Here is a 13,526-nt window from a genome sequence, read left to right as displayed (position 1 = left end):
CGGCACCGGCGGGCGACTCGGGCGGCGGGGCCCCCGGGTCACCGGGGCGGCTCGCCGGCGTGCCGTTCAACTAGGCTTCGTGGTCGTGTCCCAGATCTCCCGAGACGAGGTTGCGCACCTCGCGCGCCTCGCCCGACTCGCCCTGACCGACAGTGAGCTGGACAGCTTCGCCGGGCAGTTGGACGCCATCCTCGGCCACGTCGGCCAGATCCAGACCGTCGACGTCACCGGGGTCGAGGCCACCGGCAACCCGCTGAAGGACGTCAACGTGTTCCGGCCCGACGTCGAAGCGCCCAGCCTGACCCAGGAGCAGGCCCTGGCCGCCGCACCGAACACCGACGAGGGCCGCTTCGCGGTGCCCCGGATTCTGGGAGAAGCGGAATGACCGATCTGATCAAGCTGGACGCCGCCACCCTCGCGGCCAAGATCGCCGCCAAAGAGGTGTCCGCCACCGAGGTCACCCAGGCCTGCCTGGACCAGATCGCCGCCACCGACGCCGAGTACCACGCCTTCCTGCACGTCGCGGGCGACCAGGCGCTGGCCGCGGCCGCCACCGTCGACAAGGCCATCCACGAGGCCACAGCCGCAGGCGAACGACTCCCGTCGCCGCTTGCCGGTGTCCCGCTGGCGCTCAAGGACGTCTTCACCACCACCGACATGCCCACCACCTGTGGCTCGAAGATCCTCGAAGGGTGGACCTCCCCGTACGACGCGACGGTCACCGCCAAGCTGCGCGCCGCGGGTATCCCGATCCTCGGCAAGACCAACATGGACGAGTTCGCGATGGGGTCGTCGACGGAGAACTCCGCGTACGGGCCCACCCGCAACCCGTGGAACGTCGACTGCGTGCCCGGCGGCTCCGGCGGCGGCAGCGCCGCGGCGCTGGCGGCATTCCAGGCACCGCTGGCCATCGGTTCGGACACCGGGGGATCGATCCGCCAGCCCGCGGCGCTCACCGCGACCGTCGGCGTCAAACCCACCTACGGCACGGTGTCGCGGTACGGCCTGATCGCCTGCGCCTCGTCGCTGGACCAGGGCGGGCCCTGCGCGCGCACCGTGCTCGACACCGCGCTGCTGCACCAGGTCATCGCGGGCCACGACCCGCGGGACTCGACGTCGGTGAACGCCGCCGTGCCCGACGTCGTCGGCGCCGCCCGGGCCGGCGCCCGGGGCGACCTCAAGGGCGTACGCATCGGCGTGGTGAAGCAGCTGCGCAGCGGTGAGGGCTACCAGCCGGGTGTGCTCGCGTCGTTCACCGCGGCCGTCGAACAGCTGACCGCACTCGGCGCCGAGGTCAGCGAGGTGGACTGTCCGCACTTCGACCACTCGCTGGCGGCCTACTACCTGATCCTGCCGTCGGAGGTGTCGTCGAACCTGGCGAAGTTCGACGGCATGCGGTACGGCCTGCGCGTCGGCGACGACGGCACCACCAGCGCCGAGGAAGTCATGGCGATGACCCGGGCGGCGGGTTTCGGGGCCGAGGTCAAACGCCGCATCATGATCGGGACGTACGCGCTCTCAGCGGGCTACTACGACGCCTACTACAACCAGGCGCAGAAGGTGCGCACGCTGATCGCGCGCGATCTGGACGAGGCCTATCGCAGCGTCGACGTGCTGGTGTCGCCCGCGACTCCCTCCACCGCGTTCCGCCTCGGGGAGAAGGTCGACGACCCGCTGGCGATGTACCTGTTCGACCTGTGCACGCTGCCGCTGAACCTGGCCGGGCACTGCGGGATGTCGGTGCCGTCGGGGTTGTCGGCCGACGACAACCTGCCCGTCGGCCTGCAGATCATGGCGCCGGCACTGGCCGACGACCGGCTCTACCGGGTGGGCGCGGCCTATGAAGCCGCGCGAGGACCGCTGCCGACTGCGCTGTAAGCGGGTTAGATGGGGTCATGCGTATCGGAGTGCTGACCGGCGGCGGCGACTGTCCTGGCCTGAACGCTGTGATCAGGGCGGTGGTGCGGACCTCGTATGTGCGGTACGGCTCGTCGGTGGTCGGCTTCCAGGACGGTTGGCGGGGCCTGCTGGAGGATCGCCGTATCCAGTTGAGCAACGACGACCGCAACGACCGGCTGCTGGCCAAGGGCGGCACCATGCTCGGTACCGCGCGGGTGAACCCCGACAAGCTGCGCGCCGGCCTCGACCAGATCAAGCAGACGCTGGAGGACAACGGCATCGACGTGCTCATCCCGATCGGGGGTGAGGGCACGCTGACCGCCGCGCACTGGCTGTCCGAGGAGAACGTCCCCGTCGTCGGTGTGCCCAAGACGATCGACAACGACATCGACTGCACCGACGTGACGTTCGGCCATGACACCGCGTTGACCGTCGCCACCGAGGCCATCGACCGGTTGCACAGCACCGCGGAATCCCATCAACGCGTGATGCTGGTCGAGGTGATGGGGCGCCACGCCGGCTGGATCGCGCTGAACGCCGGGCTGGCCTCGGGTGCGCACATGACGCTGATCCCCGAGCAGCCGTTCGACGTCGAAGAGGTGTGCCGGTTGGTCAAACAGCGCTTCGTGCGCGGTGATTCGCATTTCATCTGTGTGGTCGCCGAGGGTGCGAAGCCGGCCGAGGGGTCGATGCAGCTGCGTCAGGGCGGGATCGACGAGTTCGGACACGAGAAGTTCACCGGCGTCGCGCAGCAACTGGCGATCGAGGTGGAGAAGCGGATCAACAAGGAGGTCCGGGTGACGGTGCTCGGGCACGTGCAGCGCGGCGGCACGCCCACGGCGTACGACCGCGTGCTGGCCACCCGGTTCGGCGTCAACGCCGCTGATGCCGCTCACGCCGGCGAGTACGGGATGATGGTGTCGCTGCGCGGTCAGGAGATCGGGCGGGTGCCGCTGGCCGATGCAGTGCGCCAGCTCAAGCTGGTCCCGCAGAGCCGTTACGACGACGCCGCCGAGTTCTTCGGCTGAGGTTTCCCCGGCGAGAAGACGCGAACTCGCACAAATCCCACCTGTGCGGGGCGAGTTTGTGTCTGTTCGCGGTGAAAACGCGACCCACTAGGATCGGGGCATGACTTCCGTGACCTCGGACACCGCACCGCTGCTCGATTACGACGAGGTCATCGCCAAGTACGAACCCGTGCTCGGCCTTGAGGTGCACGTTGAGCTGTCGACCGCGACGAAGATGTTCTGCGGTTGTGCGAACAGGTTCGGCGCCGAGCCCAACACCCAGGTGTGCCCGGTGTGCCTGGGACTGCCCGGCTCGCTTCCCGTGCTCAACCAGTCCGCCGTGGAGGCCGCGATCCGCATCGGCCTGGCGCTCAACTGCGACATCGCGCCCTGGGGCCGGTTCGCCCGGAAGAACTACTTCTATCCCGACCAGCCGAAGAATTACCAGATCTCGCAGTACGACGAACCGATCGCGATCAACGGTCACCTCGACGTGCCCCTCGACGACGGCACCACCTGGCGGGTGGACATCGAGCGCGCCCACATGGAGGAGGACACCGGCAAGCTGACCCACCTGGGCAGCGACACCGGGCGTATCGCGGGGGCGACCACCTCGCTCGCCGACTACAACCGCTCCGGCGTTCCGCTGATCGAGATCGTCACCAAACCGATCGAGGGCACCGGCGAGCGCGCCCCGGAAATCGCCAGGGCCTATGTCACCGCGTTGCGAGACCTGTTGCGCGCCTTGGATGTTTCCGATGTGCGGATGGATCAGGGCTCGATGCGCTGCGACTCCAACGTCTCCCTCAAGCCGATCGGGCAGGCCGAGTTCGGCACCCGCACCGAGACCAAGAACGTCAACTCCCTCAAGAGCGTCGAGGTGGCGGTTCGGTACGAGATGCGCAGGCAGGCAGCGATTCTGGAGTCCGGCGCCACCGTGCACCAGGAGACCCGCCACTTCCACGAGGACGGTCACACCTCGCCGGGGCGTAGCAAGGAGACGGCGCAGGACTACCGCTACTTCCCCGAGCCCGACCTTGAGCCGGTGGCTCCCAGTGCCGAACTCGTCGAACAGTTGCGCACCACGATCCCCGAGCTTCCGTGGTTGGCGCGCAAGCGAATCCAGCAAGACTGGGGGATATCCGACGAGGTGATGCGCGACCTGGTCAACATCGGCGCGCTCGACCTGATCGCGGCCACCGTCGAGCACGGCGCGTCCAGTGATCAGGCTCGCGCCTGGTGGGGCAACTTCCTGGTGCAGAAAGCCAACGAATCAGGGGTCGAACTCGAGGCGCTTCCGATCACGCCGGCGCAGGTCGCCGCCGTCGTCAAGCTCGTCGAGGACGGCAAGCTGTCCAACAAGCTGGCGCGCCAGGTTGTCGAGGGTGTGCTGGCCGGCGAGGGCGACCCCGAGCAGGTGATGGCCGACCGCGGGCTGGCTGTGGTGCGTGACGACTCGCTGATCCAGGCCGCGGTCGACGAGGCGCTGGCGGCCAACCCGGACGTGGTCGAGAAGATTCGCGGCGGCAAGGTGCAGGCGGCGGGCGCGATCGTCGGCGCGGTGATGAAGGCGACGAAGGGGCAGGCCGATGCGGCGCGGGTGCGCGAACTTGTCATGGCCGCCTGCAGCTAGATGACGCGCATACAGGATCTGGTCTTCCGCGTTCTGCAGCATCCGCTCCGGATGCTCTCGCTGCGGTCGATCGTCATCCTCTCCCAGTTGGGCGTCATCATCCTGGTGCTCACGCTGGGCGTGTGGGTGTGGGTCGGTGTCACCAACGACCAGTACGACCAGCTCGACCGGCGGCTCGATTCGCTGTCGAGCCTCGGCGACGTCAACACGCTGCTCCGCAGCGCACAGGACGGCGTCGGCCCGGAACCCACCGAGGGCGGCCTGGTGCGCACCGCCCGCATCGGCGGCATCACGGTGTCCACGCCGGCCGAGGTCGTGCTGCCCGAGCTGCCGAACGGGTACGCCGACGCCACGATCGAAGGGGTCGAGTACCGGGTTCGCACCATCACCACCGGAACCGCGTCGATCGCACTCGGCGCCCCGCTCGCCGATACCCAGGCGCGCATCGACGGCCTGCACTGGCGGGTGTTCTGGATCTGCGCCGGCGTGATCCTGAGCACACTGCTCATCGGCTGGGTCATCGGCCTGATCATGGTCAACCCGTTCCGGCTGCTCGCCCGGCAGGCCCGCGCGATCAACGCGCAGTCCAATCCCGACGAGGTGCAGGTGCGCGGCGTGTGGGAGGCGGTCGAGATCTCCGAGGCCGTCGAGGGCATGCTCGCCCGGATCGGTGACGAACAGCAGCGCACCCGGGCCGCGCTGGAGACCGCCCGTGATTTCGCCTCCGTGGCATCGCACGAACTGCGCACCCCGTTGACGGCGATGCGGACGAACCTGGAGGTCCTCTCGACGCTGGACCTCGCGCCCGAGCAGCGCCAGGAAGTCATCGGTGACGTGATCCGCACGCAGTCGCGGATCGAGGCGACCCTGACCGCCCTGGAGCGGTTGGCCCAGGGCCAACTGACGACAGTCGAGGACTTCGTTCCGGTGGACATCGCCGAACTGCTCGACCGCGCCGCCCACGACGCGATGCGCAATTACCCCGGCGTCGACGTGTCGTTGGCGTCCTCGACCACAGTGCTGATGCTGGGAATGCCTGCGGGACTTCGGCTGGTCATCGACAACGCCATCGCCAACGCGGTCAAACACGGTGGGGCGACCCAGATCCGGCTCAGCGTGGTCAGTTCGCAGTCGGGTGTGGAGATCGCCGTCGACGACAACGGCTCAGGTGTCCCCGAAGAGGAACGTGCCGCGGTCTTCGAACGCTTCCACCGGGGCACCACCGCGTCACGGTCGGGCTCGGGGCTCGGGTTGGCGCTGGTGGCTCAGCAGGCCGAGATCCACGGCGGCACAGCATCATTGGAGGTCAGCCCGCAGGGCGGGACGCGTCTGATGCTCCGTTTGCCGGGGCACGGGCCGGAGTAGCGGAGCCCCCGACCCTGCCCGTCCCGCACCGCCCCCGAGGGGCGGGTTCGGCGAACTAGGTGTTGTCGGCGTTGGTGCGGGGGAATCCGCCACCCTGCGGGAACAGCGGGAACACCACGTCGTCGAGCCTCATCGCGTCGCCGGACGTCTTGTTGACCGTGGCTCCCCACACGTTGCCGTCCGGCGACACCTGCAGCGCCCAGGCATGCCCGTGCTGGTCCTGACGGACCACCTCCGGATCCCCGGTCACCGCACCGGTTTCCGGTGCCATCCGCACCGCCACGGTCTGTTTGGTGTTGACGAGGTTGACCAACACGGTGCCGTCGAGCGCCGCACAGCCCGCCACGCCGGGGCGATCCGGCCAGGTCCACACCGTCGACACCCGGGAGTCCTTCGTGATGCGCTGCAACCGGTCGGCCGTCGGTGTCCGGTCGGTGACGTAGAGCGACTCGTCGGCGGGATCGATGCACAACCCCCCGCCGGGGCCAAGGCCGGACAACGCCGTCGTCGTCGGCGCCTGATTGACGGTGGTGGGCTGCTCGATGCGCAGAAGCTTGCCCGCCAGGGAGCCGGGATCGGCCGCCAGCGCGGGGTTGCCCGCATCGCCCGTCTGCACCACCAGGGTGGTCGGGCTGGTGAAGATCAACGACCCGGTGTTGCCGGTGACCCCTTTGGGGATGCCGGTCAGGATCGGCTTGGGCGGATCCCCCTCGACGATTCGGACCACCCGGTTGTCGGTCGGGGTGCTGACGTACGCGTACATCAGCCGGTCCTGGGTGAAGGTGGGGGACATGACGATGTCCATCAGGCCGCCGTCACCGCTGCCGTCGACGGGGATCACCATCTTGGTGACGGGTTCGGCGCGCACCGACACTTCCTTGACCGCGCCGGTGGTGCGCTCGGCGACCAGCGCCGACTTGCTGTCGGGCAGCATGATCAGACCGCTGGTGCTCTCCAGGCAGCCCTGCATCACCCCGGGGGCCGGACAGTCCTTGGGAAACGGCTTGGCCGGCAGCGGGGGAGGTGGCGGCGGCGTCGACGTCGGCCCGGGCGCCAGTTGCGGTTCGGTGGTGAATGGCTGGGACTGCGCGGAGTCGAACCGAGCGCAGCCCGCCCCGGCAAGCAGCGCCGCGCTCAGCAGCACGACGAAAGGTCCCCACGACCGACGCTCGCTCATGCACGCCAGGTTACGGATCGTCGTCGAGTGTCCGCCACGCGCTCCCCACCGCGACCTGGGCCGGGGAGCGGAAACAGGTGCTCAACGCGCCGCGCCAATCCTCGGTTCGGGCCGGGTCAGCCCTTACCCTGGCAGTCGTGACGAGTCCCCATGATCCCGGCCCCTGGCAGCGGCCCGACGATTCGGCTGGGCGGCCCGCGTCGGCGAGCCTGGTGGACCCGGAAGACGATCTGCCGTCCGCGCACTACGGCGGCGACTTCGAGACCACCGCGATTCCCCGTTACGACTCCGCCAAGCCGGCCGGCCAGCAGCCGTTCGCGCTGTTGAACGAGCCGGAGCCGCTGCCGTACGTGCAGCCGGGCACCGGGCTGGCGCCCGGGTCCTACGGGTCGACGGCGGCGCCCACCGAGGTCGGTGTCATCGATCCCGACCGACGCGACGACCGCAGGGGCACCCAGGACCTCGGGCTGCTGGTGCTGCGCGTCGCGGTCGGTGTGCTGCTCATCGGCCACGGCCTGCAGAAGGTCTTCGGATGGTGGGGCGGGCCCGGTCTGGACGGCTTCCGCGACACCCTGACCGAGGTGGGCTTCCGGCACGCCGACATCCTGACCTACGTCGCTGCCGGCGGTCAGATCGCCGCGGGGGCGCTCCTGGTCATCGGCCTGTTCACCCCGATCGCGGCGGCCGGGGCGCTGGGGTATCTGATCACGTCGGTGCTGGCCGAGGCCACCCTCGCACACGAGGAAGCCCGGCTGTCGTCGTTCCTGACCGACGGGCACGAGTACCAGGTGGTGCTGGTGTGCGCCGTCGCAGCGATCATCCTCGTCGGCCCGGGCCGCTACGGTCTGGACGCCGGCCGTGGCTGGGCCCGCCGCCCCTTCGTCGGCTCGTTCGCCGCGCTGCTGCTGGGGATCGGCGCGGGTGTGGCGATCTGGGTCCTGCTCAACGGCACCAACCCGCTGGCCTGACGCACTGCTACTCGTAGGGGTTGGGCACCCGGCCACCGCTGGCCGCGGCCAACCTCGGCAGGGTCGAGAACGTCACCGCCGGAAGGGAAAGCTCGGTTCCGTCGCGCCGCTGTGCCACCGCCCAGGCGGTGCGGCCGAAGCGCAGACCGTCGATGTCGTCCCAGCGCACGGTCTTGCTGCGCAGCATCGTGCGGGCGGTGACGGTGTCCCGGTCGGCGACGGTGCGGTAGCGCATCACGAAGATCGACAGCAGCAACGGGATCAGGAACAGCAGGATGAACCAGGCCGGACCTGCGAACACCACCGCGAGCAGGGCCACCGACAGGAAGCCGATCGCCACGTGTGCCATCGGTGAGATCCTGACGACGACCGGTGCCGACTCCGAGGGGGTGCGCATGGGGCCATCATTGCACCGTGCGAGTCGGCCCTCCCCCCAGCCTTCGGCGGGGCGGTTCCGCCACGCGCGAGCGCTCGTCGGTGAGACCCGAATTTGACCTTCGGCCTGTTCGCGGGCTACCGTCGTCTGCTATGCAGACCTTGCTCGTAGTAATTGGGTTGCGCGTTGATGCCGCGCTAGCCCTGGTTCGGGCATAGCAAAACCGCATCGACGCGCAACCCTCGTACAGCCGCCGGGCTGACGGGGGTTTTTTGTTGCCCCAGCACCGATTTGAGAAGATCGGCCGACCGAGAAAGACCAGAGGACACCGTGAGCGCACCTACCAAGCGACCGCCCGAGCAGTCGGCGACCCCGACGGACGGGACAGCGGCCGCCGCGAAGCACAACTCCGCGCCGGCCCCGTCGCAAGCCACTCGCCAACCGAACAACATTGCCCCACAACAGCTCACCGGAGCGCAGGCGGTCATCCGATCGCTTGAGGAACTCGGTGTCGACGTCATCTTCGGCATCCCGGGCGGTGCCGTGCTGCCGGTCTACGACCCGCTTTTCGACTCGAAGAAGCTGCGCCACGTTCTGGTCCGTCACGAGCAGGGCGGGGGCCACGCGGCCAGCGGCTACGCGCACGCCACCGGCAGGGTCGGGGTGTGCATGGCCACGTCGGGTCCCGGGGCGACCAACCTGGTGACACCGCTGGCCGACGCCTACATGGACTCGATCCCGATGGTGGCGATCACCGGGCAGGTCGGACGCGCCCTGATCGGCACCGACGCGTTCCAGGAAGCCGACATCTCGGGCATCACGATGCCGGTCACCAAGCACAACTTCCTGGTCCGCGACGGTGACGACATCGCGCGCGTCATCGCCGAGGCGTTCCATATCGCCTCCAGCGGGCGGCCAGGTCCGGTGCTGGTCGACATCCCGAAGGACATTCTGCAGGGCGAGTGCACGTTCGCCTGGCCCCCGCAGTTCGAGCTGCCGGGCTACAAGCCGAACACCAAACCGCACAACCGTCAGATCCGCGAGGCCGCCAAACTGATCGGCGAGGCCAGCAAGCCGGTGCTCTACGTCGGCGGCGGCGTGATCCGCGGCGAGGCCAGCGAGCAGCTGCTGGACCTGGCCGAGCTGACCGGCATCCCGGTGGTGACCACGTTGATGGCCCGCGGTGCGTTCCCGGACAGCCATCCGCAGAACCTCGGCATGCCGGGCATGCACGGCACGGTCGCCGCGGTGGCCGCGCTGCAGCGCAGCGATCTGCTGATCGCGCTGGGCACCCGCTTCGACGACCGCGTGACCGGCAAGCTGGACTCGTTCGCGCCCGAGGCCAAGGTGATCCACGCTGACATCGACCCGGCCGAGATCGGCAAGAACCGGCACGCCGACGTGCCGATCGTCGGCGACGTCAAGGCCGTGATCACCGATCTGATCGAGGTCCTGCGCCGCGACGGCGCGACCGCCTCGACCAAGTTGGACAACTGGTGGGAGTACCTGCGCGGGATTGAGTCGACCTACCCGCTGAGCTACGGCCCGCAGAGTGACGGCAGCCTGTCGCCGGAGTTCGTGATCGAGACGCTGGGCAAGATCGCGGGCTCGGACGCGGTCTATGTGGCCGGCGTGGGTCAGCACCAGATGTGGGCGGCGCAGTTCATCTCGTATGAGAACCCCAAGACGTGGATCAACTCCGGTGGTCTGGGCACCATGGGCTTCGCGGTGCCTGCGGCGATGGGCGCCAAGATGGGCCGCCCGGAGGCCGAGGTGTGGGCGATCGACGGCGACGGCTGCTTCCAGATGACCAACCAGGAGCTGGCCACGTGCGCCATCGAAGGGGTGCCGATCAAGGTCGCGCTGATCAACAACGGCAATCTCGGCATGGTGCGTCAATGGCAGACACTGTTCTACGAAGAGCGGTACAGCCAAACCGATCTGGCCACCCACTCCCGCCGCATCCCGGACTTCGTCAAGCTGTCCGAGGCGCTGGGCTGCGTCGGATTGCGTTGTGAGCGTAGCGAGGATGTGGCAGACGTCATCAGCCAGGCGCGCGCGATCAACGACCGACCGGTGGTGATCGAGTTCGTCGTCGGCGCCGATGCCCAGGTGTGGCCGATGGTGGCCGCAGGCACCAGCAATGATGAGATCCAGGCCGCACGCGGTATCCGACCGCTGTTCGACAACGAAGAGGGGCACGCCTGATGAGTGCTTGCGCGAAGAACGGAGCCTGTAGATGAGCATCACCCACACGCTGTCGGTGCTCGTCGAAGACAAGCCCGGTGTGCTGGCCCGCGTGGCGTCGCTGTTCTCGCGCCGCGGCTACAACATCCAGTCACTGGCGGTCGGCGCCACCGAACACAAGGACCTCTCGCGGATGACCATCGTGGTCGACGTCGAGGAGTCGCCCCTGGAGCAGATCACCAAGCAGCTCAACAAGCTGATCAACGTGATCAAGATCGTCGAGCAGGACGAGGAGAACTCCGTCTCCCGGGAGCTCGCGCTGATCAAGGTCCGCACCGATGCCGCCACCCGTGGGCAGGTCATCGAGGCGGTCAACCTGTTCCGGGCCAAGGTCGTCGACGTCTCCAACGAGTCGCTCACTGTCGAGGCCACCGGGACACCTGGCAAGATCGAGGCGCTGCTGAGGGTGCTCGAGCCTTACGGGATCCGGGAGATCGTCCAGTCCGGTGTGGTGTCGCTGTCCCGCGGCCCGCGCGGTATCAGCACCAAGTAAGAACCTGAAAAGCAAACAGAAGAAAGAAGATTCACGAAGATGGCAGTTGAGATGTTCTATGACGCCGACGCGGACCTGTCGATTATTCAGGGCCGCAAGGTCGCCGTCATCGGCTACGGCAGCCAGGGGCACGCGCACTCGCTGAGCCTGCGCGACTCCGGTGTCCAGGTGAAGGTCGGTCTCAAGGAGGGCTCGAAGTCCCGCGAGAAGGTCACCGAGCAGGGTCTCGAGGTCGACACCCCGGCAGAGGTCGCCAAGTGGGCCGACGTGATCATGCTGCTGGCGCCTGACACTGCGCAGGCCGAGATCTTCACCAACGACATCGAGCCCAACCTGGAGGACGGCAACGCGCTGTTCTTCGGTCACGGCCTCAACATCCACTTCGGTCTGATCAAGCCGCCGGCCAACGTCACCATCGGCATGGTCGCCCCCAAGGGCCCCGGCCACCTGGTCCGCCGCCAGTTCGTCGACGGCAAGGGCGTGCCCTGCCTGATCGCCATCGACCAGGACCCCAAGGGTGAGGGCCAGGCGCTGGCGCTGTCGTACGCCGCAGCCATCGGCGGCGCCCGCGCCGGTGTCATCAAGACCACGTTCAAGGAAGAGACCGAGACCGACCTGTTCGGTGAGCAGGCTGTGTTGTGCGGCGGCACCGAGGAACTGGTCAAGACCGGATTCGAGGTCATGGTCGAGGCGGGTTACGCCCCGGAGATGGCCTACTTCGAGGTGCTGCACGAGCTCAAGCTGATCGTCGACCTGATGTACGAGGGTGGCATCGCCCGGATGAACTACTCGGTGAGTGACACCGCGGAGTTCGGCGGCTACCTGTCCGGTCCGCGCGTCATCGACGCCGACACCAAGAAGCGGATGCAGGACATCCTCAAGGACATCCAGGACGGCACGTTCGTCAAGCGCCTGGTCGCCAACGTCGAGGGCGGAAACAAGGAACTCGAAGCTCTGCGCAAGAAGAACGCCGAGCACCCGATCGAGGTCACCGGCAAGAAGCTGCGCGACCTGATGAGCTGGGTCGACCGCCCCATCACCGAAACCGCCTAGCTTTCCGCGATTTCGGTGTAGTTGGTCGCCCTCAGCGTGACCAACTACACCGAAATCGTGCGGTCGGTACTCTCGATGATCATGACGGGCACTTCGACGCCGGCCACCGTCCTGTTGGCCCGGGCGGGCGGCATCCGCGGGCTGGTGTACACCGCCCTGCCGGTGACGACCTTCGCTGCGCTCAACGCGGTCGCCGGGCTGACGCCGGCCCTGATCGCAGCGCTCGGCGCCGGCGCGATCGTCCTGGTGCTGCAGTTGGTGCGGCGCGAGTCGACGCGGCCTGCCCTGTTCGGCTTCGCGGGGATCGCGGTCGGTGCCGGGCTGGCTCTGGCCACCGGTCGGGCCAAAGACTTCTATCTGCCCGGCATCTGGATGTACCTGGCGATGGCGGTCCTGTTCACCGGCTCGGTCGTGGTGGGACGACCGTTGATCGGCGTCGTCTGGGCGTGGATGACCGGCCGCGACGACACCTGGCGGCGGACCCCCCGCGTCCGAACCGCGTTCGTTCTCGTCACGCTGATGATGGCGGCGGTGTCCGCGACGCGGTTCGCGGTGCAGTTCTACCTCTACGACACCGACCAGGAAGGATTGCTCGCGGTGGCGCGGATTGCCATGGGGTGGCCGATATTCCTGGTCACCTCGACGCTGATCTATCTGGCGATCCGGACGGCGATGCGGACCTTACCCAAAGGCGCCGAGCCCGCCTAACCGAGCCGATCGGCGACGCCGACCACTCGCCGGGCGAGGTGATCGAGCGCGGCCAAAGTTGCTTCGTCGAGCTCGTTGCGGTTCTCGGGACCGGTGATGTGGCCGACGCCGTACGGGTTCCCGTCGGCGAACTTGACCCCGTCGGTGTATCCGGGCGGCACGATGATCCCGCCGAAGTGCATCAGCGTGACGTAGAGGGTGATGAGCGTCGTCTCCTGGCCGCCGTGCGCGGTCTGAGACGATGTGAAGCCGGCGTAGACCTTGTCGGCGAGCTTGCCCTGCGCCCACAGCCCGCCGAGAGAGTCGACGAACGTCCGGAATTGCGAGGCCGTGTTGCCGAACCGGGTGGGGGAACCGAAGATCACCGCATCCGCCCAGACGATATCCTCGCCGGTCGCGGCCGGAAGGTCTTTCGTCGCTTCGTAATTCGCCGTCCACGCCGGGTTGTTCGCGAATGTCTCGGGGTCGCGGGTCTCGGCGACGTGCCGCACCCGGACCTCGGCACCGGCCGCCTCGGCGGCGGCCGCTACGCGGTTTGCCATGGCGGTGCCGTGGCCCGTCGCCGAGTAGTAGATGACTGCCACTTTCGTCATGGCGTCA

The 13,526-nt window shown here is 68.2% G+C and carries 13 protein-coding genes; 10 read left to right on the top strand and 3 right to left on the bottom strand.

The window, feature by feature from the left end; genetic code table 11:
- Nucleotides 1–85 precede the first annotated feature (85 nt).
- The 5 genes from gatC to BN976_RS21020 all read left to right on the top strand — a co-directional run bounded on the left by gatC (nucleotide 86) and on the right by BN976_RS21020 (nucleotide 5,904).
- Complete coding sequence (gene gatC / locus BN976_RS21040; protein WP_011779343.1) at nucleotides 86–385, top strand: Asp-tRNA(Asn)/Glu-tRNA(Gln) amidotransferase subunit GatC; 300 nt, start codon at nucleotides 86–88, stop codon at nucleotides 383–385.
- Nucleotides 382–1,878 carry an Asp-tRNA(Asn)/Glu-tRNA(Gln) amidotransferase subunit GatA gene (gene gatA, locus BN976_RS21035; RefSeq protein WP_036373587.1) on the top strand — a complete coding sequence of 499 codons (1,497 nt, stop codon included), beginning with the start codon at nucleotides 382–384 and terminating at the stop codon, nucleotides 1,876–1,878. Before gatC ends, gatA begins: the two co-directional genes overlap by 4 nt.
- 17 nt (nucleotides 1,879–1,895) lie before the next feature.
- A complete protein-coding gene (locus BN976_RS21030; protein WP_011779345.1) occupies nucleotides 1,896–2,927 on the top strand; it encodes an ATP-dependent 6-phosphofructokinase in 1,032 nt (343 codons plus the stop codon).
- A 100-nt stretch (nucleotides 2,928–3,027) separates the two neighbouring features.
- A complete protein-coding gene (gene gatB / locus BN976_RS21025; RefSeq protein WP_011779346.1) occupies nucleotides 3,028–4,539 on the top strand; it encodes an Asp-tRNA(Asn)/Glu-tRNA(Gln) amidotransferase subunit GatB in 1,512 nt (503 codons plus the stop codon).
- Nucleotides 4,540–5,904: a sensor histidine kinase gene (locus BN976_RS21020; protein WP_011779347.1), complete on the top strand. Its 1,365-nt coding sequence runs from the start codon at nucleotides 4,540–4,542 to the stop codon at nucleotides 5,902–5,904. It abuts the gene before it with no gap.
- Nucleotides 5,905–5,959: 55 nt separating this feature from the next.
- Here BN976_RS21020 and BN976_RS21015 read toward each other — a convergent pair whose 3' ends face one another.
- On the bottom strand, nucleotides 5,960–7,081 hold the full coding sequence (locus BN976_RS21015; RefSeq protein WP_049778071.1) for a PQQ-dependent sugar dehydrogenase: 1,122 nt from the start codon (nucleotides 7,079–7,081) through the stop codon (nucleotides 5,960–5,962).
- A 137-nt stretch (nucleotides 7,082–7,218) separates the two neighbouring features.
- On the opposite strand from BN976_RS21015, the gene BN976_RS21010 reads away from it, so the two are divergent.
- Entirely contained in the window at nucleotides 7,219–8,049 is an 831-nt protein-coding gene (locus BN976_RS21010) for a DoxX family protein (RefSeq protein WP_199558982.1), read from the top strand.
- A 7-nt stretch (nucleotides 8,050–8,056) separates the two neighbouring features.
- On the opposite strand, the gene BN976_RS21005 is transcribed toward BN976_RS21010, so the two are convergent.
- Nucleotides 8,057–8,446 (bottom strand): PH domain-containing protein, encoded by a 390-nt coding sequence (locus BN976_RS21005; protein ID WP_036373581.1) that lies wholly within the window; start codon nucleotides 8,444–8,446, stop codon nucleotides 8,057–8,059.
- Between the two features lie 309 nt (nucleotides 8,447–8,755).
- Here BN976_RS21005 and BN976_RS21000 point away from each other — a divergent pair, with 309 nt between their 5' ends.
- The 4 genes from BN976_RS21000 to BN976_RS20985 all read left to right on the top strand — a co-directional run bounded on the left by BN976_RS21000 (nucleotide 8,756) and on the right by BN976_RS20985 (nucleotide 12,926).
- Nucleotides 8,756–10,633, top strand: coding sequence for an acetolactate synthase large subunit (locus tag BN976_RS21000; RefSeq protein ID WP_011779351.1), 1,878 nt, complete (start codon nucleotides 8,756–8,758; stop codon nucleotides 10,631–10,633).
- A 31-nt stretch (nucleotides 10,634–10,664) separates the two neighbouring features.
- A complete protein-coding gene (ilvN, locus tag BN976_RS20995; protein ID WP_011779352.1) occupies nucleotides 10,665–11,165 on the top strand; it encodes an acetolactate synthase small subunit in 501 nt (166 codons plus the stop codon).
- Between the two features lie 39 nt (nucleotides 11,166–11,204).
- Complete coding sequence (gene ilvC / locus BN976_RS20990; RefSeq protein WP_011779353.1) at nucleotides 11,205–12,218, top strand: ketol-acid reductoisomerase; 1,014 nt, start codon at nucleotides 11,205–11,207, stop codon at nucleotides 12,216–12,218.
- A gap of 75 nt (nucleotides 12,219–12,293) precedes the next feature.
- A complete protein-coding gene (locus BN976_RS20985; RefSeq protein WP_105388780.1) occupies nucleotides 12,294–12,926 on the top strand; it encodes a DUF3159 domain-containing protein in 633 nt (210 codons plus the stop codon).
- Here BN976_RS20985 and wrbA read toward each other — a convergent pair.
- Entirely contained in the window at nucleotides 12,923–13,519 is a 597-nt protein-coding gene (gene wrbA, locus BN976_RS20980) for an NAD(P)H:quinone oxidoreductase (protein ID WP_011779355.1), read from the bottom strand. The two genes, BN976_RS20985 and wrbA, sit on opposite strands and share 4 nt — an antisense overlap.
- Nucleotides 13,520–13,526 lie beyond the last annotated feature (7 nt).

It is taken from the genome of Mycolicibacterium austroafricanum, from assembly GCF_000612725.1.
GTDB lineage: Bacteria > Actinomycetota > Actinomycetes > Mycobacteriales > Mycobacteriaceae > Mycobacterium > Mycobacterium austroafricanum.
Note: the sequence above shows the minus strand (reverse complement) of the source record. Positions and strands in the feature narration are given on the sequence as shown.

Excerpts from the sequence above, each read along its gene's own strand:
- BN976_RS21015 (WP_049778071.1), bottom strand. The coding sequence starts at position 7,081 with ATGAGCGAGCGTCGGTCGTGGGGACCTTTCGTCGTGCTGCTGAGCGCG.
- BN976_RS21030 (WP_011779345.1), top strand. The coding sequence starts at position 1,896 with ATGCGTATCGGAGTGCTGACCGGCGGCGGCGACTGTCCTGGCCTGAAC.
- ilvN (WP_011779352.1), top strand. The coding sequence starts at position 10,665 with ATGAGCATCACCCACACGCTGTCGGTGCTCGTCGAAGACAAGCCCGGT.
- BN976_RS20985 (WP_105388780.1), top strand. The coding sequence starts at position 12,294 with ATGATCATGACGGGCACTTCGACGCCGGCCACCGTCCTGTTGGCCCGG.
- ilvC (WP_011779353.1), top strand. The coding sequence starts at position 11,205 with ATGGCAGTTGAGATGTTCTATGACGCCGACGCGGACCTGTCGATTATT.
- gatA (WP_036373587.1), top strand. The coding sequence starts at position 382 with ATGACCGATCTGATCAAGCTGGACGCCGCCACCCTCGCGGCCAAGATC.
- wrbA (WP_011779355.1), bottom strand. The coding sequence starts at position 13,519 with ATGACGAAAGTGGCAGTCATCTACTACTCGGCGACGGGCCACGGCACC.
- BN976_RS21005 (WP_036373581.1), bottom strand. The coding sequence starts at position 8,446 with ATGCGCACCCCCTCGGAGTCGGCACCGGTCGTCGTCAGGATCTCACCG.
- gatB (WP_011779346.1), top strand. The coding sequence starts at position 3,028 with ATGACTTCCGTGACCTCGGACACCGCACCGCTGCTCGATTACGACGAG.
- BN976_RS21020 (WP_011779347.1), top strand. The coding sequence starts at position 4,540 with ATGACGCGCATACAGGATCTGGTCTTCCGCGTTCTGCAGCATCCGCTC.